The following is a 21,186-nucleotide window of genomic DNA, read 5'->3' as shown; positions in this document are numbered from 1 at the left end:
ATCCCTTGAACAGGTAGAAGATGTACTTTGCCAAGGCTTACTTGAACTTTCTTCTAATAGTGAGCGCCTGCGTTCAATGACTTTCTTCCCTCATCTTCAAATACTACCTCTGACCGCAACTTAGTATGAGTATTGCAGCAGTTTCCCAAATTTTAGATGGAGTGCAAACAACGGCGGCGGGTGCATTGCGAGGACTCCAAGATACTCGCGTCCCTATGTTGCTTAGTTTCTTGGCATTTTGGGGAATTGGTTTAGTTAGCGGTTATTTATTAGGATTTCGGCTAAGTTTTGGTGGCAAAGGTTTGTGGTGGGGACAATTAATTGGTGTAGCGGTAGCTGCGGGGTTATTTGTTTGGCGTTTTCACAAGTTAATGTCTTCCTTAAGGGCAGACACAGCAGCCAATTGAGTCAGTTAAATTGGAGTTATTACAGGCAAATATTTTTCTGACCCAGCATGAAGCTACCCAATCTCGATTCGGAAACTATCGATCGGATTCTCGAAATGGCATGGGAAGATCGTACTCCCTTTGAAGCGATCGCCTTACAATTTGGGTTGCAAGAACCACAAGTTATTGAGCTAATGCGGCAACAAATGCAAGAATCTAGTTTCAAAATGTGGCGCAAGCGCGTCAGTGGACGCAAAACTAAACACCTCAAACAGCGTGACTTTGTTAGCGGACGCTTTTGTTCCGACAACCAAAAAGGTTCTTAGTTAAAATTTGTCTGGCTTATCCTCAACTGAAAGCGTTTTTTGAATTTGACGATTTAAAATTTCTTCCCAATGAGTGTTATTCAAATCTATAATAATCATTCGCCCTGAAACTTTTGAGCGATCGATGTAAGCGTGAAAAGGAGATCGTCTTCTCTATGAGTCAGAACGTACCGCCCCAACTCATCCAAGCTCATACATCGTAGTTAGTCTCTATCATGGTTCCTATGCCAATCAGTAAGCTTTCTTATAAAAGGGTTTTTTGACTACCAATGCTGGGTAAGTTTTGCCTCTAATTTCTACTTCCAAAGCTTGCCCAATTTTGGCGAGTTCAGTAAGCACGTAAGCAAGGGCCACAGGATAACCCAAGGTTGGCGATATTGTCCCGCTAGTAACTTCCCCTACTATTCGACCGTTCGATAGCACCTGATAGCCGTGACGGGCAATATTTCGCCCCTGCATTTGCAAACCGACAAGTTTTCTTGGAACTCCGGCTAATTTTTGCTGTTCTAATTGCGATCGCCCAATAAAATCGCCTTTAGTATCTAAATGCACTAACCAGCCCAAACCTGCCTCTAAAGGCGTGGTAGTTTCGTCAATATCCTACCCGTAGAGCGCCATGAAAGCCTCTAAGCGCAACGTATCTCTCGCCCCAAAGCCGCAGGGAATAACCCCCGCCTCGAACAGATTTTGCCACAGTTGTACGCCTACGCTTGGTTCTACCATCACTTCAAAGCCGTCTTCTCCGGTGTAACCCGTCCGCGCAATAAACCCTGGCTGTTCTAATACGGTGGCGTTGAGGTGTCCAAAGGGCGGAATTGGGGTTAAATCTTCTTGCACAAGCTGCTGTAAGTAGTTAGCGGCTTGAGGTCCCTGGACGGCAATTAATACTTGTGGAGGTAGTTCCTGTAACTGGGCTAGATTTGGATCTAAGTGTTGCAATAACCAATTCTTATCTTTAGCTGAAGTTGCGGCGTTGACAATGATTATTCCGCGTTGCTGCCCTGCCACATCTTCACCTTGGTAGTAAAAAATAATATCGTCAATAATCCCTCCTTGCGAATTTAAAAGTACCGTGTACTGCGACTTCCCGCTCTGCAACCGACTCAAATCTGAGGGAACTAAACGCTGAAATTGCTCGATTAATTCTTTCCCCTGGCAGGCAAATTTGCCCATGTGAGAGATATCAAACATTCCCGCCGCAGTTCTTACGGCTTGGTGTTCGCTGCTAATTCCGGCAAATTGTACGGGCATTTCCCAGCCGCCAAAGCTAGTTAGCCTGGCTTTGAGTTCTACAGCTATTTGAAATAATGGTGTTTGAGCTAAAGGTAAAATAAATTCTTCGTTCGCCATAGATAATTATTTTGGTAGGTGAATATTATCTACTTATAACTGGTGCGATTACCCAGGGGGTAGCGCCAGGGGCGATCGCATTTTTTTAAAGCTTAAGAATAGACCTATCTTGCTATTAATATATTTATCTTGCTATTAATACATAAAATACTTAGATATGAATCAAGATAAATTTGCATTAACAATTGGCTGGCTTTATCCAACGCTGATGAGTACCTACGGCGATCGCGGTAATGTTATCTGTATCCAAAGGCGCTGTCAGTGGCGGGGATACGACGTAAATATACTACCGCTAGATCGCGATGCTACGGCGGCAGATATCCACAAAGTAGATTTATTAGTCGGTGGTGGCGCACAAGATCGGCAGCAAGAAATCGTGATGCGAGACTTGCAAGGCAGTAAGGCAGAAGCAATAAAAGACATAATTAATGCTGGTATTCCTGGAGTTTTTACTTGCGGCGCTCCCCAATTATTAGGGCATTACTACGAACCTGGGTTAGGTAAAAGAATTCAGGGACTAGGATTATTTGATTTTGTCTCCGTGCATCCGGGCGAAAACGCTCGTCGTTGTATTGGCAACTTAGTAGTAGAAGTTACAGCTAGTCGTTTGGCACAAGAACTAAAAGCAATGAGCGGTTCGCCTTATTTGATTGGGTTTGAAAATCATGGGGGACGGACAAAATTAGGCGGCGTTGAAGCTTTGGGGCGCGTAGTCGCGGGACTAGGAAACAATGGCGAAGATGGGACAGAAGGGGCATTTTATCAAAATGCGATCGCAACTTATTCTCACGGGCCGCTTTTACCCAAAAATCCGCACCTTGCTGATTGGCTAATTCAAACAGCTTTAAAACTAAAGTACGCTGAAGACATTGCGATGGTTCCTCTAGATGATACTTTGGCAACTCATGCTAGGGAAGCGATGTTAAAAAAGCTGCATTTGAGCATTCCGGCGACGAGCTAACGCACGGATTTAGTTGTCCATCGGTAGGATCTCTGGCGGTTACTTCTTTTTGCTCTTGTATTAACGCGCTTAACAACTGTTCGTGTCCGCGATTTTACTTGATTGGTAGTTGCAACTTTTTTGCTAATCCGTAAGTATTTTTTGGTACTAGAAGTACGTGTTACAGTTCTACTAACCTTGCTAGTCGCCATCCTACTTATTGGTAATCGTCGTTTGCTCTGCACTATCCGTCTAGTTGGTACAGAGGTGCGGGCGACTATTCTAGAGCTTGTTCGCGTTATCCGTCTAGTTGGTATAGAAGGGCGGGCAACGGTTTTAGAGCTTGTTTGCGTTATCCGTCTAGTTGGTATAGAAGGGCGGGCGACGGTTCTAGGCTTGCTACTAGCAGTAGTTTTTTTCTGATAACTTGTATAGCTTCTAGGCTTACTGACGGCGATCGCTTTCTTATCAACTGGAGGCGACGACTTAACTACTTTTTTACTAGGTATCGACTTGGTGGCTACGGTGGTAGTAGGTGTAGTTTTGGTTGGTGCAAGTTTTACTGTAGCTGCTGAGTAGAAACTATTTTTTGCTGTAGATGCTTGCCACTGCTTGATTGCTGCTTGGGCTTTTTGGTAGACGAGGCTAGTAGAGGGAATGTCTTGAGCGATTGCAATCGCTTCATTGAGTTTTCCAGCTTGATATTTGCCCGTAGCTAGAGCCAGAATGCTGTTATACCATTGGGCAATTAGCGGTTTTGCTTGCCCGTAAGCAGGACTATCTTTAGGTAACGAATTAACTAATGCGATCGCCGCGCTAAAATCTGCATTGGTTGCTAGTCTTTTTGCTTCCGTCAGCTTACAGTCGTGCAAAACATTTTGAGCGTCGCTATATAAACTTGAATTTTGCGGAATTGTTGCAGCTTGCACAATACACTCTGAATATTTGCCTGTAGCTTTGAGCTTTTCTACTTGTTCTAGAGTTTGCTCAAATTTTAAACGCGGTTGCCAGTAAGTAGCATAACCTGCGCCCACTGCGACCAAAGCCGCTCCAATAGTTGCTCCAATTGTCAGGTAATACGGACGACGACGCTGGGTAGAGGAATGTCGTTGTTTTAGCTTAGGCGGCGCGACAATTGTTGTACTTGGTACGGCGACAGTAGGGGTGAGTGCTAAAGAATTAAGATTTGCTTTTGCCGGGGAGGGAAATACAGGGGTTGTAATTGCTGTAGGGCTGAGGTTTTGAGTAAGTTGATTTTGTTGAGTAACTTGGCTAACATCCGGCGATGCTAAGTTTAAATTTATTTTTGTAGGCAAGTAAAGCGGCGCTAGTTGCTGAACTTCGGCTAAGGCTTCTGTCGCAGTTTCGTAGCGGTCTTTAAAGTGGTAGCGCACCATTTTTGTAATAATCCGTGCCAAGGCATCGCTAACTTGAGCCGATTGCTGCCACAATAGTTCTCCGGTTTCAAAATCTTCCTCCAACTGCATAGGATACAGCCCCGTTAGCGCTTGCAGGGCGATCGCTCCCAAAGCATAAATATCGCTATTGGGGCGGGGTCTGCCTCGCGCTTGTTCCATCGGCATATAACCTGGCGTACCAATGCCTACGGTGGCTGGCATTTCAATTTTAGAGGTCTGGCTGAGTAGTTGCGTCCAATTTTGCTTAACTGCCCCAAAATCAACTAATACTAATTTGTTGTCTTGTTGGCGTTGAATTATATTATTTGGCTTGATATCTCTATGAATAAATCCCTGACTATGAATAAATACTAATATTTCTAAAATCTCTTGAATAAATTCCCATACCTGGTTTTCTGTCCAACACTGGTTTGGTTGCAACTTATCTGTCAATAATTGCCCTTGGATAAATTCTTGGACTAAGTAAAATTCTTGGTTTTCTTCAAAGTAAGCTAGTAGTCTAGGAATGCGCTCGTGATGTCCTAGTTTTTCTAAACTTTCTGCTTCTGATTGAAACAATCGTCTAGCGCTTTGCAAAAAGCTTTGGTTATTATTAGCAGGCTGGAGATGTTTGACTGCACATTTAGGATGCCCCGGTCTGTGGGTATCTTCGGCGACATAGGTTTGACTAAAACCGCCACTCCCCAAAGTTGTGACGATTCGGTAACGTCCGCCTAACAACTTGTCAATCATTGCCTGATTCTCCAGCATTGCTTACCGTTTTTTGACTATAAAATTAGATTTGAACAACTCATTTGTTCTGTATTTATCAACAAAATAGATGCTTTTATTACAGTTTATTCTAAAGTTTCGATGAACTTGATTAATAATAATTGGGATAAATTTGCTAGGGTAGGGCTAGGATTTTAAGTAAATAAGAGGGCAAGTAATTTTTACCTCATCATAACAAAAATGCAAGGCTTACCCAACTATCAAAAGAGTTGGAAGTCGAATCTTTTTCTAGCTAATGTAAAACTATATTCCACAATAGCTATGGCGTATCTTGGTATCTTTGGCATGCTCTTAATGCCAGTAATAATCTTTTCCATTATCCCTCGTCCTGTACCTAGGGGGGTAATAGTTCAAGTTCTTAATCTGCCACCGTCAAACCAATTAGAACCGCTAAAACTTGCAGAGCGCTTTTGGCAAGCCAAAAAGTTGAACGTCGATACTATTAGTGGCGGTCATACGCGAGAAGTGTACGCGGCAGCTTTTAGCCCCAACAGTCAAACTCTAGCAAGTGGTAGTGGTGACAAAACAATTAAAGTCTGGAGCTTGAATCAAAAAAAATTAGCATATACTTTGACGGGACATTCAGACTGGGTAAGCTCGGTGGCTTTTAGCCCCGATGGCAAGACTTTAGCAAGCGGCAGTGGCGACAAAACAATCAAGCTCTGGAATATCCAAACAGGTCAACTTATTCGGACTTTGACGGGACATTCAGACTGGGTAAGCTCGGTGGCTTTTAGCCCCGATGGCAAGACTTTAGCTAGTGGCAGTGGCGACAAAAAAATTAAGCTCTGGAATATCCAAACAGGTAAGCTTATTCGCACCGTGGTTGAGCAAGCGGGAGTTACCTCCGTCGCTATTAGTCCTGATGGAGAGACGTTAGCTAGTGGCAGCTACCGCAACACCGTTAAGCTTTGGAATAAAAATGATGGAAAACTATTGCATACTCTTTCTGGACACTTAAGACCAATCTATGCCGTGGCTTTTAGCTCTAATGGAGAGACGTTAGCTAGTGGTAGCAATCAGGGAGAAATTAGACTTTGGAATCCTGAAAACGGCAAACTACGCCATAGGCTTTTGGGGCATAGTCAAGCTGTCAATGCGATTACTTTTAGCCCCAATGGTCAAATTGCCAGTGGCAGTGACGACCGCACTATTAAACTCTGGAATTCAAATGATGGCAAGCTAATCCGCACGCTCAAAGACAATTTAGACGGAATAACTTCTGTAGATTTTAGTCCTAACGACAGCGCTTTAGGGAGTGGTAGTAGAGACAAAACTATCAAAATTTGGCGGCAATAGCGTAATCCCTCGTTTGATAGAGATTTTACGGGCTAGAACTTGAAACAATAGAAGCAATACCGCGCAAGTTGCTCAATTGTTTATGAATTTTAACTTTTTTGATATATTTTGGGTTTTTCTTGCCCTATCTTCCCTACAGCCTATATGGCAGCGCCGCCAAATTGAATACCGCCGCGTCCAAACTCTGCGCGCTTTTGAGCAGCAGCGCAATAGCCGGGTAATATTGCTAATTCATCGGCAAGAATCATTAAGTTTATTAGGAATTCCCATATCTCGCTACATTACTATTGAAGATTCCGAGCAAGTGCTAAGAGCAATTCGGTTTACACCGCCCGATGTCCCTATTGACCTCATACTGCATACTCCTGGGGGTTTGGTACTGGCAACCGAGCAAATCGCTAGAGCGCTAATTCGTCACCCAGCAAAAGTTTCGGTGTTTGTACCGCACTACGCGATGAGTGGTGGAACAATGTTAGCCCTAGCATCGGATGAAATAGTTATGGATGCTAACGCTGTTTTAGGTCCTGTTGACCCACAGCTAGGAAATTTCCCCGCCGCCAGTATTATCAAAGTTGTTGAAGATAAACCAGTGGGCGAAGTGGACGATCAAACACTGATTATGGCAGATATATCGCGCAAAGCCATAGCTCAAGTCCAGCGCTTTGTGCGGACTTTGCTTAAAGACAATATTCCCCAACAAAAAATTGCTCCAGAAAATGTTGAGCCGATTATTGAGGCTTTGACTACCGGGCGCGTGACTCACGACTACCCAATTACTGTCGAAGAAGCTACAGAGTTGGGCTTGCCAATCACCGTAGGGCTACCCCGCGTTATCTATAACTTAATGGAATTGTACCCGCAGTCCCAAGGCGGCAAACCAAGCGTCCAGTATATTCCTATGCCTTATGGCGACAGATCTCCGATGTTACCATCTCCCAAGGGTAGACCTTTAGAAGAAGCACACTAACAACTCATTGACGACTACTTCCTCGGATACCCGTGGGAATAGCTTACCCTAGGTAGGCTTTTTTTACTCGCTCATCATTGAGTAAGTCTGTGGCTTTGCCAACTAGAGTAATACAACCTGCTTCTAACACGTAGCCGCGATCGGCAATTTGCAAGGCTAAGTTAGCATTTTGCTCAACTAGAAGGATGGTAATACCTGTTTCTCGCAGATTTTGAATAATTGCAAAAATATCTCGAACTATAGCAGGCGCAAGCCCCAAACTCGGTTCATCTAATAGTAATAGCTGCGGATTGCTCATCAAGGCGCGAGACATCGCCAACATTTGTTGTTCTCCACCGCTAAGAGTACCAGCCAACTGATGGCGGCGTTCTGCTAATCGGGGAAACGTCTCAAATTGCCGTTCAATATCAGTTTTAATTCTGGCATCAGAACGAATATAAGCACCTAGTTTTAGGTTATCGAGTACCGTTTGTTTGCTTAAAATTCTGCGTCCTTCGGGAGAATGAGCAATTCCTAATTGCACCATTTTGTACGCAGGGTAGCGGCTAATATCTCGTCCGTTGTAGTAAATATGCCCGCTTCGATAATTAATTAGTCGAGAAATAGCTTTTAATGTCGTACTTTTGCCTGCACCATTTGCCCCAATTAAGGTTATTACTTCCCCGCGATTAATCAGCAAGTCAATATTTTGTAAAGCTTGAATACCGCCATAATTGACACACAAGCTTTTAATTTCTAGGATTTGCTGCGATACATTCATCCTTCCGCCCCTAGGTAAGCTTCAATGACAACCGGATCGGTTTTGACTTGGTAGGGATTGCCCAAAGCAATTAATTTACCAAAATTTAATACCGCAATGCGATCGCATAATCCCATAACTAAGGGGACGTGATGCTCGATTAAAACTATCGTTAGCTCGAATTGCTGGCTAATTTGGCGAATAAATAAACTCAAACTTTGTTTTTCATTGGTATTCATTCCAGCAGCAGGTTCGTCTAGCAGTAAGATTTTAGGTTTAAGAGCTAAGGCGCGGGCAATTTCTAATCTACGTTGATCGCCATAGGAAAAGTTGCAGGCTTTCTCGGTTGCGCGATCGCCTAATCCAACTAAATGCAGCAACTCTAAGCCTTGTTGCTTGGTTGTAACTTCTTCTTTTGGGGCGGGTGGTAACCCCAACACGCCTGTAAATACGTTGCTTTTGGTATGAATATGCCTAGCAATAATGATGTTTTCTAAAGCTGAAAGCGTACCAAATAAACGAATATTTTGAAAAGTTCTGGCAATTCCTAGTTTGGCAATTTTATGCGGGCGAAGTTTGGCGATGGATTGCCCTTGGTACAGCAATTGCCCGCTAGAAGGTGCGATTAAGCCGCTAATCAAATTAAATAAAGTAGTTTTTCCTGCACCATTTGGACCAATTAGCCCAAAAACTTCGTTTTGATTAACTGTAAATGACACGTTGTTAACTGCAACTAGCCCCCCAAAACTGCGAGTCAAAGCTGTTACTGCCAAAATCGGACTATCGATAGATTCACTAGCCGTCATTTACCGTCGCCTTTTTAATAATTCTGGTGTTACTAGCCCTTGGGGAAAAAATATCGTCCCCAAGACAATTAGCAATCCAAAGATAATTAAACGCCCGTCGCGCAAAAATTGGGCGATCGCCGTTGGCAAACCATTAGTATCGGCAATTGCTCGTAATACTTCTGGTAATGCTGTAAATACCATACCGCCTAAAACCGTGCCAACAAAGCTTCTAGAACCACCAATTAATACAAAAGTTAAATAAATAATACTGGCATCAAATGTACCTTGACGAGCGTTCCAAGTGTTTAAAAAGTGGGCGCTAATTGCTCCTACCATCCCCGCTAAAATTGCTCCCAATGTAAAAGCCAGCACTTTGTAGTAAGTAGGGTTGATACCCATTGCATCGGCGGCGAGTTCATCGTCTCGAATAGCCGCAAAAGCCCGTCCGACTTTGATTTGCTCTAAGCGGTAGAGCAAAAGCATACTTAGCAATAGTAAAGGTATGGCTATCCATAAATAAGCGATCGCACTTTCAAAAGGTTGAGGGATGCCAAAAATTCCTACCGCACCGCCAGTAATGTCTAAATTGAGGGAAATTACTCTTAAAACTTCCACAAAAGCTATGGTTGCGATCGCTAAATAAATTCCCCGCAGCCGCAATGCTGGTATACCTACCAATATCCCCAAAATTCCGCATACTATCCCAGCAATCAGCATCTCTAATAGCAGTAAGGGAATCGGAAATAATGGCGCATCAGACTTGAATACGCCCGTAGACAAAATTGCGGCAATATAGCCGCCACAGGCATAAAATCCGGGACTTGCCAAGGACAATTGCCCAGCCATCAAAGGTAAATATAAAGATAGCCCCAGTAATGCTCCTAGCACCATAGAGACAATCAAATTTCCGTAGGTGGCAATAAAATCATTCATATTTCATCAATGAGGCAATGTATCTAGTTCAAATCAATCCAAATCCCTTAGCCTTTTGCGGAAAATTTACCTAATTGTATCGCTCGAAACCGCCGATAGTTCAGTAATCTCTTTTCCAGCAAGAGCGAGAATCAATATACTAGGGTTTGTCGCTCGGATTTATGTGCTTTAACTCTTGTGTTTAGATTTCAGCTATGGCATACTCCTAAGCATTAATTACGGTATTCCTACCGGATTAATATTGAATTGTTGATTCGAGCAATGTTGGCAATAGGTGCAACCCCTCAAGATATTGGGAAGCTCATTGCTAGTGTAGGGTGAAAGTAATTTACAGTAGCTTCAGTTGACTAAAAATATGATTCTGAAATGCTGCCAAGCCGCCCTTACTTTTTCTAAGTTCACGTATTAAGCCCATTTTTATCAATTCTTCATAACTATCTATCGAATGCAAAAAAGTAACATTTTTGTTGTGGGATTTGTCTATCAAGACTATAAGCAAATCAATATTATTCAGTAATATTGTTTGGCAAACTTAACTTCCAAACAAAGGTTTAATATTAGGCTGCGTTTTTTCATAAACTAAACCACCTAAAACAAAATTTGCAGTAAAGCACGATCGCCCTAGTTAGATATCTTTCCTCAGATATGTTGCACTGCTAACTTTTTTGCCAGATATTTCCAAGTAAATCTTGGTGCTTGTCGATTGTGGCGTAGTTGAATGTTGAAATTGCTTGATTTGACTGAAAAATAAGGGTTCGCCGTCTACCAATTCTCTCTCAAGGTTCCAATACAACATACTATTAACCTCTTATTATTTAAGCTAAGGTGCGATCGCAACTCAGCATATCAATACATAGTAAAACCAAACTGCTTCTAGAGAGCAAAACAACACCAAGCACAAGTATAGATACCCGACTCACATTACAAACATTACTACCCAACCACAGCCCAAGCAATACAAAGTGCGATCGCACCTCATACTCCACTCAATTGAATGAAATAAGATAACGCCGCGCGCAACGGAAAATTGTCCGATTGCAGCGCCTTGTTATAAGTAGCTTTACTCAGGTAGAGTAACTTCAACTGCTGCTTCCTTTTTATCTGTCCAACAACTACTTATATTTTTTTGCTTGCATCTTCATGCTCTTGTATAGCAGCATTAATCTATCAAGCTTCATTCTGAACTCTCAACTATTTATTACTAATAACGACCTGCGGTTCAGCAGACAGCGATCCGGCTTACGTAACAACCATAGAGTAAACCTCCGTTCCGTCGCAATCACTTGTTAGCTTGCTACCGCAACCAATTCATCAAGGCTCTTAATCACTGGCATCGCAATCTGATGATAAGACAACTCTTCTCGATTCAACCAAATGCCTCTCATTCCGACAGCTTCAGCCGCTAATGTATCATTTTGCAAACTATCTCCAACGTAATTGCATTGTCGCGCTTCGACTCCTGCTCGACGACACGCACTCAAGAAAATATCCGGATTTGGTTTGGATACTTTAACATCTTCGGAAATAATAACGATATCGAATCGTCCTGCAATGCCTGTTTGGCACAGCTTTTTTGTTTGCTGCTCGGTGTTGCCATTAGAAATGATGCCAAGCCTACAATTTGATAGAGCATTTAAGCAAGGCAAAACATCATCGAATAATGTCCAGTTTTCTTCATAATGCTGGAGATAAATTGCAAAACGCCGATCTGCCTCATCATCTGCGAGGTATGGCTCAGATTGGAATAGCTCTCTCATACGTCTACGGCGATGCTCGATGAAGGTGATTTCTCCTCGTGTGAAAGTAGTAAAGTGCTTCTCCATAACAGCTTGCCAACGCTTGCAAAACTCTTCTGGAGAATCAGGGAACAAAGAAAAAAACTTTTGCAAAAATAATGACACTGCGGTATCTTGAGCGTGTTGATGATTAATTAGAGTTTGGTCGATATCAAAAAATATCATCGTTGTTGCACGTCGCTGTTCAACATCAACTCCACCAAATCTTTATTTTACAAATAGCTTTTAACTTGTTTGATGCTAAGTATCAACAGACAGCCCACAAATAGTAGCAGATGCTAGCAACCTTGATAAAGTAAATATCAAAATGACTGTTTCGTCACAAATAAAGTTAAATGTTAAAACATTGCTCTAAGCTTCCTTGGGCTTTGAGTATGTTGAGCGTACCGTACTTTTGATAACCAATCCGAATGGTTTTGTTTTCAACGCTTTGAAACGTAGAACTGGTATTTGTAGTAATAGCGCGATCGCTCTGCACCTTTGGCGCATTTGTAAGCGTACAAGCAGATACTACTAAGCTCAAACATAGACTTGTCGCGAATAGCAAAGCAAAATTTTTATTAAATCGCTTGAAGGAAATATCTAAGTAACGCGCCACCTGGGTTTGTTTCTGATTAAAGGTTCTGGCGCATCGTTGCCTCAAGCTATTTTGGAACCAATAGTATCTAATTGTCAAAATGGGCTTCCTCAATAAAAGCACAATTTAAAAAACTACTAATCTACGGTAAATCGATAGATTTACCGTATTTAATGACTTAAGTAAGGAGTATGGCACAGATTAAATCAACAAAGCAAGGTATTTGACAAAAAAATCTATAGTATTCCTATCGATGTGCTGTAGATTAATAACTAAGGGAGTATTTTACCAAGCAAAATTGGGTTTAAGCGAGCTTTGGAGCGACTTTTACAGTATTTTGGAGAAAAAGAAACAGTATTTTGGATGCCCCGATGAAACATCTACAGCAATTATTTGACTGGAAAAAGTATTGGCAACGCTTTATTTTGGCACTGATGCTAGTAGTATTAGCCACAAGTGCGATCGCATCTCCAGCCAGCGCTACAGGCATTTATCAAATTCCTACAGTCACCCCCGGCGGTAGTCCTTGGGTAATTGACCAATCTGAAGTTCTCAGCCGCATAAACGAAGGCACAATTAGCAGCAACTTAGAAAAACTAGCAAAACAGACCGGAAACGAAGTCCGAATTGTAACTATTCGCCGCCTCGATTATGGTGAAACCCCAGAAAGCTTTGCCAAAGGGCTGTTTGAAAAATGGTTTCCCACCCCCGAAGCCCAAGCCAATCAAACCCTACTTGTCATTGATACCCTCAGTAGCGGTACAGCTATTCGCAGTGGCGACAAATCAAAATCTTTGTTAACTGATGACATTGCTGCCAGTGTGGTTAATGAAACAATCCTTGCACCCCTAAAACAAGACGAAAAATATAATCAAGCATTTTTGGATGCAAGCGATCGCCTAATTGCTGTTTTAGCTGGGGAACCCGATCCTGGTCCCCCGCAAATTGTCGCTAATGTTAGCACCGAACGCACCTTTAAAAGTGCGGAAGAAACCGATACCAGCAATGCCACCATTTGGGTAGTAGGCTTTTTAATTGCCGCAACGATTATTCCCATGGCAACTTACTATCTATACGTCAAGTAACTTAGTCTTGCACGTACTCGCTGCCATTAATTAAAGCAATTTCAGCCCGGACAAACTCTCGACCCAAATAGGCAGCATGGTCTAAAAGAGTAACTAAACTGGGCTGATTTTTCTCAAATATTTCAATACAAAGTTCTTTTGCCGTTCTGCCCTTAAATACCTGGGTTGGCGTTCGTTCTACCTTACCTCGGACAGGAATCGGCTTCCCCGTCGCTGGGTCAATTGCCAAACCGCGATCATCAATTACATTAGTAAAATGTTTGGCACAAATTAGCCCCGCCTCCACATCTATATAAATAATAAAATAACCGCCAGGATCGAGAGCAATAAATCGCCCAGAAAGCTTTTTATCTATTGCTGCCACATCAACCATCCGCACCATAATTAATCCACAATCAAACTATCATCGGGCTTATCTATCTCTAGTCTAATTGTTTCTTTACGCTCTCCGTTCTCCAAACAAAATGGTAAAAACTAAAGATCAATTGGATTTGTGGCGATTTCTGCTAACAAAAAACCTAATTTTATGAGTTCAAACGAACAATATATTATCCCAGCCGAATTTTGGCACGGTGTAGAACAGTTTAATCAAGGACAGTTCTACGCCTGTCACGATATTTTAGAAGCTTTGTGGATGGAAGCTACCGAACCGCAAAAAACTTTCTATCAAGCAATTTTACAAATTGCCGTAGCCCTCTATCATTTGGGGAACGCAAACTTGCGCGGTGCTTGTATTTTGCTTGGGGAAGGAACAAATAAACTCAGGCGCTACGAAGCAAGTTATGCAGGTATTGATGTGGATGAATTGCTAGATGCTAGTGCAGACTTATTGGCGAAACTACAACAACAATCAGAGGCGAAGTCTTTTCCTCTATCTGCTGAGCTATTGCCTAAGATTAATCTAACGCCTTAAAAGCCAGGAAGGCATATCTTGTTCTACGGCATTGCTGGAACTTGCCCGTCAAGTAATGGTCTAGTAGTTAGGATAGAATTGGCATCAAGGGCGATCGCGCTTGCTGTTACGGCTACCACTGACCACCTAGATCGCGCTTGATTATTTTAATTTACTTTTATGCAATCCTATTCAAATCATTCTTGGCTGCGCCACATTAACCAGATTTTGGTCTTACCAACATTGGTAAGTGCGATTACTTTTACCATGCCTTCGCCCCTCAAAAGTCAACCTACAACCGATGGACGCGCTCTGACGGTAAAGGCGCAAATTCAAGAAGCCAATTCTAAAACCGGAGTAGTCACCGCTCGCGGTAACGTAGAAATGTTTTATCCCGCCCGGAAAATCCAAGCAACAGCCGCTCAAGCCCAATACTTTAGCCGCGAACGCAGAATTGTTTTAAGTGGCAATGTCTATGTATTGCAAGAAGGGAACAGCATTCAGGGAGAAAATATTACTTATTTAATTGATGAAGGAAGATTTATCGCTACCCCCAAAACTAACGGACAGGTAGAGTCAATTTATATTATTAGCGATCCAAACCCCACCACCGCACCCCAAGCCGCCCCGGCAACTCCAAGCTTTAACCCCAAAAACACCGTTAACAAGAAATAATGAAAATTCTCCTAGAGAATATTCATAAGTCCTACGGTAAGCGCCCAATTGTCAATCACGTTAGTCTTTCCGTAGCGCAAGGAGAAGTTGTAGGGTTGTTAGGTCCCAATGGCGCGGGCAAAACCACAACTTTTTATATTGCTACAGGCTTAGAAAGACCAAATCAAGGGAAAGTATGGCTTGATGATCGCGATATTACTTCCTTACCCATTCACAAACGAGCGCGGTTAGGAATTGGTTATTTAGCCCAAGAAGCCAGCATTTTTCGGCAATTGAGCGTCGCTGAGAATATTTTGCTCGTGCTAGAGCAAACAAACGTACCGCGTCGGGAGTGGCAAGGACGATTGCATAATTTGCTACGAGAGTTTCGGTTAGAAAGTGTCGCTCAAACTAAAGGTATCCAAGTGTCGGGGGGTGAAAGAAGACGCACGGAACTTGCTAGAGCCTTAGCCGCCGGGAGCGAAGGACCAAAATTTTTGTTATTAGATGAACCTTTTGCTGGGGTAGATCCGATCGCTGTAGCCGAAATTCAGACGATGGTAAAAAAATTACGCGATCGCCAAATCGGAATTTTAATTACCGATCACAATGTCAGGGAAACTCTGGCGATTACTGACAGAGCTTATATTATGCGCGAAGGACAAATTCTTGCTTCTGGTAACGCGGAAGAACTTTATAGCAATCCTCTTGTTCGTCAATACTACTTGGGTAGTAATTTCCAAGCCTAAAAATTCAAAACTTATGAATAGCTATAAGTCTCTCACATCGTTTATTCCCATGCCGTCGGTAATGGATCGCTACATCGCCAGCGAACTATTAGCGCCGTTTTTGTTTGGGGTGGGAGCTTTTTCGTCAGTGGGGGTAGCGGTTGGCATTTTGTTTGACTTGGTACGGAAAATAGTCGAGACGGGGTTGCCAATTGCGATCGCATCTCAGGTATTTTTGCTCAATTTGCCAGCTTTTATTGTCCTAGCTTTTCCCATGTCTACATTGCTTGCTACTTTGATGACTTATAGCCGTCTTTCTAGCGATAGCGAACTTATCGCCTTGCGCAGCAGTGGTGTAAGTATTTACAGATTGGTTCTCCCGGCGGTGGTTTTGAGTTTTGTCGTTACTGGGATAACTTTTTTCTTCAACGAACAAATGGTTCCTGCTGCCAACTACCAAGCTACTCAGACCTTGCAAAGTGCTTTGAAGCAAGATAAACCGATCTTGCAAGATCAAAATATTTTCTACCCAGAATATAAAGAAATTAAACAGCCAAATGGGGAGAAAATAAAGATTTTGTCTCGGTTATTTTACGCTGATAAGTTTGACGGGCAACAAATGCAAGGATTAGTAATTGTCGATCGCTCGGAGGAAGGTGTAAATCAAATTTTGGTGTCCGATTCGGCGGCTTGGAATCGTTTGCAAAATATTTGGGACTTTTTTAATGGCACTATTTATTTAGTTGCCCCCGATAGTTCTTACCGCAATATTGTCCGCTTTGAACACCAACAATTGCAATTACCGCGTACAGCGTTAGACTTAGCGTCAAAAGGGCGAGATTTTGGGGAAATGAATATTGCTCAAGCTAGTGAAAGATTAGAACTTTTGCGTTTGAGTGGAGATGAAAAAAAAATTCGCAAGCTCAAAGTCCGCATTCAAGAAAAAATTTCTTTACCTTTTGTCTGTATTGTGTTTGGCTTAGTGGGGGCGGCTTTAGGAACCAACCCCCAACGAGCGGGAAAAGCCAAAGCGACAAGCTTCGGCATTAGTATAGTGTTAATTTTTAGTTACTACTTACTTAGCTTTATTAGCAGCGCCCTCGGTGTGAGTGGCGTGCTTTCGCCAATTATGTCAGCTTGGTTGCCTACAGCTTTTGGATTAACTGCTGGGGGACTATTGCTAGTACGAGCGGCTAGGTGAGCTACAGGCACGGCTTTATTTGCTAAAAGCGCTAATAATTGCGTCGGCAAATTCCGAACACTTGAGCGGCTCTACTGGTGGCTCCATCAATCGCGCCAAATCGTAAGTAACATGACCGCTAGCTATAGCGTCGCCAATCCCTTTTTTAATCAAGTCGGCGGCTTCTTGCCACCCCATATATTCCAGCATCATTACCGCCGAAAGAATTACAGATCCTGGGTTAACTCGATCTAATCCAGCGTGTTTGGGCGCTGTGCCGTGAGTTGCTTCAAAAATAGCGCAGCTATCGCCAATATTTGCCCCTGGTCCCATTCCCAAGCCCCCGACAACGGCGGCGGCGGCATCCGACAAGTAATCGCCGTTGAGGTTCATTGTTGCCAAAATTGAATACTCGTCTGGTCTAGTCTGCAATTGTTGGAAAATACTGTCAGCGATGCGATCGTTGACCATAATTTTATCTTTCCACTGCCCGTTGCCGTGAGTTGCCCAAATTTGGCTCAGTACAGCTTCTACTTCCTGGCAAATTTGGCTCTGCTTTTCTGGGGTTAAAGAGTTATAACCGGGTTCAATTAGCCTCGCGTTAGCTTCTAAACTAATTTGGGCGTTGCTTTCTTTATTACCTAAAATCCACGATTCCCGCTCGGTGACGCAATCAGCGCGAAACTCGGTTGTTGCTAGTTCATATCCCCAATCGCGGAAAGCTCCTTCGGTGTATTTCATAATATTGCCCTTATGCACCAAAGTTACCATTTGCTTGGATTTTGGCAGCCTTAAGGCGTGTTTTAGCGCCCGCCGGACTAAACGCTGGGAACCATGCTTGCTAATTGGTTTGATGCCAATGCCTGAATCTAAAGGAATTTGCTTTTTACCGTGTTCGGGAGTCGCGGGGATCAGATCTTCATTGAGAATTTTGATTAAGCGAGTACCGATTTCGCTGCCTTGTTTCCACTCAATTCCTAAATAAATATCTTCGGTATTTTCTCGATAAATAATTACATCCAATTTCTCAGGATATTTGTGCGGTGACGGCGTACCGGGATAATACCGACAAGGACGGACGCAAGAGTATAGATCGTTAATTTGTCTTAATGCCACGTTTAGCGACCGAATCCCACCGCCTACAGGCGTAGTTAAAGGTCCTTTGATTGCAATACCGTACTCTTTAATTGCTGCAAGGGTATCTTCAGGCAAATACTGATAAGTGCCGTACTGTTCGCAAGCTTCGTCTCCAGCGTAGACTCTAAACCAGCTAATTTCTCGCTTGCCATTGTAGGCTTTTGCTACTGCCGCATCAATTACCTTTTGACTAGCTGGCCAAATATCGACTCCCGTACCATCGCCGCGAATAAAAGGAATAATTGGGTTATCTGGAACTATTGGTTCGCCGTTATTAAAAGTGACCTGAGAACCTGTAGTCGGAGGAGCAATCTTTTCGTACATTGTTAGCGAAACTCCCAGTAATTAAATTAGATTTTAGCTTTGGACACAATTTCCACCTACTAAGGTAGTTTGTCGCTGACCCAAATGAAAACATACAGCAGTTTAACCAATTAATTATGTTTGTTTTAACCGCTTTCCGCACCGCAGCACTCAATTTTTTGCTCAATTAGGCAAAAGTCAAAACTTGGAGCGCCAGCCTTTATAAATGCGGACGTGCGATCGCACGCTCAGTATAGTTAAATTAAAGATCGCCTATAACCGCACATCTCAGTAAAGGGTATGACTAATTCCCCCACCGCTCCCCACCAGCAGAGTGACATTTTTTCTGCTCTTTGCTTGCAGTTAACTACTGGTTCAGAGAAAATACAGCAGCAAGCAATCTCCCAACTAGCTGATTTTGGCAATGATGGCGAAAAAGCTTTGATGGAGTTTTTGCAGCAACGTCAACCAAACTCTCCAACTTGGATTGATGGTAATGTTTACCAAATTCTTGCTCGCCGTGACTCTCCCCTAGCCCAGGAATTTCTTCAAACTAATTTTCCTCGTGGCATTGTTCCTCTTAAATCCGCAAGGGATATTGACTATACCCAACTACAAAAATTGCTGATTAGCCAAGACTTTCAAGCTGCCGATAGCCTAACTTTGCGTTTGCTATGTCAGTTAGCTGGAACTGCCGCCATTGAGCGAAAATGGTTGTACTTCACAGAAGTTGATAATTTTCCACCTGTCGATCTGCATACTATTAATACTCTCTGGTTAGTTTTTTCTGAAGGTAAGTTTGGTTTTTCCGTTCAGCGCGAAATCTGGCTAGCTGTGGGTAAAAATTGGGAAAAACTATGGGTGCAAATCGGTTGGAAAAGTGGCAACAACTGGACTCGCTACCCCAACGAATTTACTTGGGATCTTACAGCTCCTAAAGGTCACTTGCCTTTATCTAATCAATTGCGCGGTGTGCGGGCGATTTTTTCTTTGCTGTCTCACCCAGCTTGGAATACTACCACCACTAAAGATTAGCTTTAACATCTCCCAAAAAACCATTCTCTACAAAAGAGCAAAAATTTTCATCAACTAACGGCAATTTAGCTTGATTGCCTTCAAAATCGAGCCTAGCAGAGGTCAAATTTTAATGGAGGGAATAACTTTATAACAATTTATACGAACGATGTTCGTCTTGGCTAAATTTAGGGAATCTTAAGAATAATAGATTGGCTGTAAAGATGAGTCTAGATAAGATACACATTGTTCGGCGCGTGTCAAGGTAGGAATAAGTCATGGTAGAACCTGGAGATAGGCTAGTTGGTCGATTAGTCAATTCGGGAAATGTGATGGTGGAGAAAGAACAACAAAGACTAAAAGCATTGTCAGAGTTAGGATTGCTCCAAGCACAAACGATCCCAGTTTTTGAGGAAGCAACTCAAACGGCGGCAGAATTGTTAGATGCGCCAATTTGTATATTGGGGGTGGTGGATCGTCGCCACCACTTATTTAAGTCCGCCGTAGGGTTATCGCGGCTGGGATTGATGAACAAAATTGCTCAAGAGCGCCAGCTACCAAGAGCAGAATCATTTTGCAACTATGTAGTAGAAACTCACCAAGTTTTGGCGCTCGACGATACGCTACTATCTCCAGATTTTGCCCAAAAAATTTGGGTGGAGCAATACGGTATTCGTGCTTACTTAGGAGTACCTTTAATTGATGCTCAGGGAAACTGTTTAGGTGCGATCGCAATTATGGAGCAGTCGCCGCGTTCTTTTACTCATAAAGATATCCAAAGTCTAGAAATTATTGCTCGTTGGAGCATGAGCGAGTTTGAACGTCAATGGCTCAATACCAAATCTAGCCAAGAATCATTCAACAATTGTCCTGCCAATTCCTCTGCTATCGAGCGAGAGTTACTCACAAAATCAATATTAGACGACGTAAAAGTTAAAGCCGATTTAACCAATAATTCGCTACCTACTCCCAAAAAAATCGTGTTTTCGGGGGATTTTGTCACCGAAACCTTAAATGTCAAGCTAGAGCTATTAGAGCAGCTAATCCAAGAACTCCGTACCCCTTTAACATCAATTTTAGGCATGGCGACGGTATTGAGTCGGGAAATTTATGGTCCGCTCCTGAGTAAACAAAAAGAATATCTAGAGATTATTCAAAAAAGCGGTCGATACTTGCTATCGCTAGTCAACGAAATTTCTGAACTAGGAACTATAACTAGCAAAATTGAAGACCTCGATCTAGCTACAGTAGATATTGAAATGCTCTGCCAGCAAGTCATCCATAGTTTAGAAGAAGGAGCCAAACGCAAAGAACAACAAATTCGTTTATCTATCGAACGCGATCGCCCTCGTGCTTGGATCATAGATAAAGAAAAAATTAGGCACCTTTTGTACCACTTGCTCTTTAGCGTAGTTCAGTCTGCTACTACTAGCAGTATTATTCGCGTTCATGTTTTTAGCTCTATAGAGGGTAAAAAAATTGCCATTTCAGTTTCCCATCCTTGGCTTGGAGATGGTTTGACTGACGTTGAGCCAGTATTTGCGCGGTTAACGGGACTTAATAATTCTCAATTTTCTGCCAGCGACGCGCCAACAATTGCCAATCGTGCCAGTAGCGCCAACCTACTAACGCCACGATACGAAGACTTTATGTTGCCAACAGATGACGATTGCTCCTTAGAAGCAGTAGATAGTCTAGATGCGGAGGTAGTACAGAGTGGAAACCGCATTTCCAAGCAATTGTACTCCCTTAGCGATCTGCGTCTGTCTTTAAGTTGTTATTTGGCGCAATTGCATGGCGGGGAACTATCGATTGAATTGACCCCAGATGCTGGCTATCGTTATCTATTAAATCTGCCCAACTTGGAGATGTTAAAAACCAATCCCTAGCTACTAATTGTGAT

At 42.7% G+C, this 21,186-nt stretch carries 22 protein-coding genes and 3 pseudogenes; 13 read left to right on the top strand and 12 right to left on the bottom strand.

The window, feature by feature from the left end; all coding sequences use genetic code 11:
- Positions 1 to 128 precede the first annotated feature (128 nt).
- Positions 129 to 407: pseudogene (locus tag AC2VE5_RS09270) on the top strand (MATE family efflux transporter); the annotation flags it as partial.
- A 47-nt stretch (positions 408 to 454) separates the two neighbouring features.
- Complete coding sequence (locus AC2VE5_RS09265) at positions 455 to 712, top strand: TIGR03643 family protein (protein ID WP_486887472.1); 258 nt, start codon at positions 455 to 457, stop codon at positions 710 to 712.
- 95 nt (positions 713 to 807) lie between these two features.
- Here AC2VE5_RS09265 and AC2VE5_RS09260 read toward each other — a convergent pair whose 3' ends face one another.
- Entirely contained in the window at positions 808 to 906 is a 99-nt protein-coding gene (locus tag AC2VE5_RS09260) for a DUF6887 family protein (protein ID WP_486887471.1), read from the bottom strand.
- A gap of 37 nt (positions 907 to 943) precedes the next feature.
- A pseudogene (gene gcvT / locus AC2VE5_RS09255) lies at positions 944 to 2,062 on the bottom strand (glycine cleavage system aminomethyltransferase GcvT).
- 157 nt (positions 2,063 to 2,219) lie between these two features.
- On the opposite strand from gcvT, the gene AC2VE5_RS09250 reads away from it, so the two are divergent.
- The gene (locus tag AC2VE5_RS09250; protein WP_486887470.1) at positions 2,220 to 3,023 is read left to right on the top strand and encodes a type 1 glutamine amidotransferase; all 804 of its coding nucleotides are present in this window, start codon (positions 2,220 to 2,222) and stop codon (positions 3,021 to 3,023) included.
- Here AC2VE5_RS09250 and AC2VE5_RS09245 read toward each other — a convergent pair.
- On the bottom strand, positions 3,020 to 5,170 hold the full coding sequence (locus AC2VE5_RS09245; protein ID WP_486887469.1) for a protein kinase domain-containing protein: 2,151 nt from the start codon (positions 5,168 to 5,170) through the stop codon (positions 3,020 to 3,022). The two genes, AC2VE5_RS09250 and AC2VE5_RS09245, sit on opposite strands and share 4 nt — an antisense overlap.
- 315 nt (positions 5,171 to 5,485) lie before the next feature.
- Between AC2VE5_RS09245 and AC2VE5_RS09240 the strand changes: the two genes are divergently transcribed.
- Together AC2VE5_RS09240 and AC2VE5_RS09235 are read left to right on the top strand one after the other, a co-directional pair.
- Complete coding sequence (locus AC2VE5_RS09240) at positions 5,486 to 6,490, top strand: WD40 repeat domain-containing protein (protein ID WP_486887468.1); 1,005 nt, start codon at positions 5,486 to 5,488, stop codon at positions 6,488 to 6,490.
- Positions 6,491 to 6,572: 82 nt separating this feature from the next.
- On the top strand, positions 6,573 to 7,457 hold the full coding sequence (locus AC2VE5_RS09235; RefSeq protein ID WP_486887467.1) for an SDH family Clp fold serine proteinase: 885 nt from the start codon (positions 6,573 to 6,575) through the stop codon (positions 7,455 to 7,457).
- A gap of 43 nt (positions 7,458 to 7,500) precedes the next feature.
- Here the strand turns inward: AC2VE5_RS09235 and AC2VE5_RS09230 are convergent, their stop codons facing one another.
- The 3 genes from AC2VE5_RS09230 to AC2VE5_RS09220 are packed head-to-tail and all read right to left on the bottom strand — an operon-like array spanning position 7,501 to position 9,917.
- Positions 7,501 to 8,217 carry an ABC transporter ATP-binding protein gene (locus tag AC2VE5_RS09230; RefSeq protein WP_486887466.1) on the bottom strand — a complete coding sequence of 239 codons (717 nt, stop codon included), beginning with the start codon at positions 8,215 to 8,217 and terminating at the stop codon, positions 7,501 to 7,503.
- Complete coding sequence (locus AC2VE5_RS09225) at positions 8,214 to 9,002, bottom strand: ABC transporter ATP-binding protein (protein ID WP_486887465.1); 789 nt, start codon at positions 9,000 to 9,002, stop codon at positions 8,214 to 8,216. The genes AC2VE5_RS09230 and AC2VE5_RS09225 overlap by 4 nt, the downstream gene beginning before the upstream one ends.
- Positions 9,003 to 9,917, bottom strand: a complete 915-nt coding sequence (locus tag AC2VE5_RS09220; protein ID WP_486887464.1) for a branched-chain amino acid ABC transporter permease — start codon at positions 9,915 to 9,917, stop codon at positions 9,003 to 9,005.
- Between the two features lie 234 nt (positions 9,918 to 10,151).
- Here AC2VE5_RS09220 and AC2VE5_RS09215 point away from each other — a divergent pair.
- Positions 10,152 to 10,238, top strand: a pseudogene (locus AC2VE5_RS09215) (transcriptional regulator); the annotation flags it as partial.
- Between the two features lie 304 nt (positions 10,239 to 10,542).
- Here the strand turns inward: AC2VE5_RS09215 and AC2VE5_RS09210 are convergent.
- From AC2VE5_RS09210 to AC2VE5_RS09195, 4 genes are all read right to left on the bottom strand, one after another.
- Positions 10,543 to 10,713, bottom strand: coding sequence for a hypothetical protein (locus AC2VE5_RS09210; protein WP_486887463.1), 171 nt, complete (start codon positions 10,711 to 10,713; stop codon positions 10,543 to 10,545).
- A gap of 19 nt (positions 10,714 to 10,732) precedes the next feature.
- On the bottom strand, positions 10,733 to 10,891 hold the full coding sequence (locus AC2VE5_RS09205; protein ID WP_486887462.1) for a hypothetical protein: 159 nt from the start codon (positions 10,889 to 10,891) through the stop codon (positions 10,733 to 10,735).
- A gap of 312 nt (positions 10,892 to 11,203) precedes the next feature.
- Positions 11,204 to 11,878, bottom strand: a complete 675-nt coding sequence (locus tag AC2VE5_RS09200; RefSeq protein WP_486887461.1) for an HAD family hydrolase — start codon at positions 11,876 to 11,878, stop codon at positions 11,204 to 11,206.
- A 166-nt stretch (positions 11,879 to 12,044) separates the two neighbouring features.
- Positions 12,045 to 12,311: a hypothetical protein gene (locus AC2VE5_RS09195; protein WP_486887460.1), complete on the bottom strand. Its 267-nt coding sequence runs from the start codon at positions 12,309 to 12,311 to the stop codon at positions 12,045 to 12,047.
- A gap of 350 nt (positions 12,312 to 12,661) precedes the next feature.
- Here AC2VE5_RS09195 and psb32 point away from each other — a divergent pair, with 350 nt between their 5' ends.
- Positions 12,662 to 13,375 carry a photosystem II repair protein Psb32 gene (gene psb32 / locus AC2VE5_RS09190; RefSeq protein ID WP_486887459.1) on the top strand — a complete coding sequence of 238 codons (714 nt, stop codon included), beginning with the start codon at positions 12,662 to 12,664 and terminating at the stop codon, positions 13,373 to 13,375.
- A gap of 1 nt (position 13,376) precedes the next feature.
- Here the strand turns inward: psb32 and AC2VE5_RS09185 are convergent, their stop codons facing one another.
- On the bottom strand, positions 13,377 to 13,757 hold the full coding sequence (locus AC2VE5_RS09185) for a DUF4346 domain-containing protein (protein ID WP_486887458.1): 381 nt from the start codon (positions 13,755 to 13,757) through the stop codon (positions 13,377 to 13,379).
- 144 nt (positions 13,758 to 13,901) lie between these two features.
- Here AC2VE5_RS09185 and AC2VE5_RS09180 point away from each other — a divergent pair, with 144 nt between their 5' ends.
- The 4 genes from AC2VE5_RS09180 (at position 13,902) to AC2VE5_RS09165 (ending at position 16,850) form a co-directional block, all read left to right on the top strand.
- Positions 13,902 to 14,288, top strand: coding sequence for a DUF309 domain-containing protein (locus tag AC2VE5_RS09180; protein WP_486887457.1), 387 nt, complete (start codon positions 13,902 to 13,904; stop codon positions 14,286 to 14,288).
- Positions 14,289 to 14,447: 159 nt separating this feature from the next.
- Positions 14,448 to 14,942, top strand: a complete 495-nt coding sequence (locus AC2VE5_RS09175) for an LptA/OstA family protein (protein WP_486887456.1) — start codon at positions 14,448 to 14,450, stop codon at positions 14,940 to 14,942.
- On the top strand, positions 14,942 to 15,670 hold the full coding sequence (lptB, locus tag AC2VE5_RS09170) for an LPS export ABC transporter ATP-binding protein (RefSeq protein ID WP_486887455.1): 729 nt from the start codon (positions 14,942 to 14,944) through the stop codon (positions 15,668 to 15,670). Before AC2VE5_RS09175 ends, lptB begins: the two co-directional genes overlap by 1 nt.
- A 13-nt stretch (positions 15,671 to 15,683) precedes the next feature.
- Positions 15,684 to 16,850, top strand: a complete 1,167-nt coding sequence (locus tag AC2VE5_RS09165; RefSeq protein ID WP_486887454.1) for an LptF/LptG family permease — start codon at positions 15,684 to 15,686, stop codon at positions 16,848 to 16,850.
- A 15-nt stretch (positions 16,851 to 16,865) separates the two neighbouring features.
- Here the strand turns inward: AC2VE5_RS09165 and AC2VE5_RS09160 are convergent, their stop codons facing one another.
- Positions 16,866 to 18,290, bottom strand: a complete 1,425-nt coding sequence (locus AC2VE5_RS09160; protein ID WP_486887453.1) for an NADP-dependent isocitrate dehydrogenase — start codon at positions 18,288 to 18,290, stop codon at positions 16,866 to 16,868.
- A gap of 279 nt (positions 18,291 to 18,569) precedes the next feature.
- On the opposite strand from AC2VE5_RS09160, the gene AC2VE5_RS09155 reads away from it, so the two are divergent.
- Both AC2VE5_RS09155 and AC2VE5_RS09150 read left to right on the top strand, forming a co-directional pair.
- Complete coding sequence (locus tag AC2VE5_RS09155) at positions 18,570 to 19,304, top strand: GUN4 N-terminal ARM-like repeat domain-containing protein (RefSeq protein WP_486887452.1); 735 nt, start codon at positions 18,570 to 18,572, stop codon at positions 19,302 to 19,304.
- Positions 19,305 to 19,561: 257 nt separating this feature from the next.
- The gene (locus AC2VE5_RS09150; protein WP_486887451.1) at positions 19,562 to 21,172 is read left to right on the top strand and encodes a GAF domain-containing sensor histidine kinase; all 1,611 of its coding nucleotides are present in this window, start codon (positions 19,562 to 19,564) and stop codon (positions 21,170 to 21,172) included.
- Positions 21,173 to 21,186: the final 14 nt, after the last annotated feature.

Source organism: Aliterella sp. E5.1 (assembly GCF_057473825.1).
This window is presented reverse-complemented; position numbering and strand designations above follow the sequence as displayed.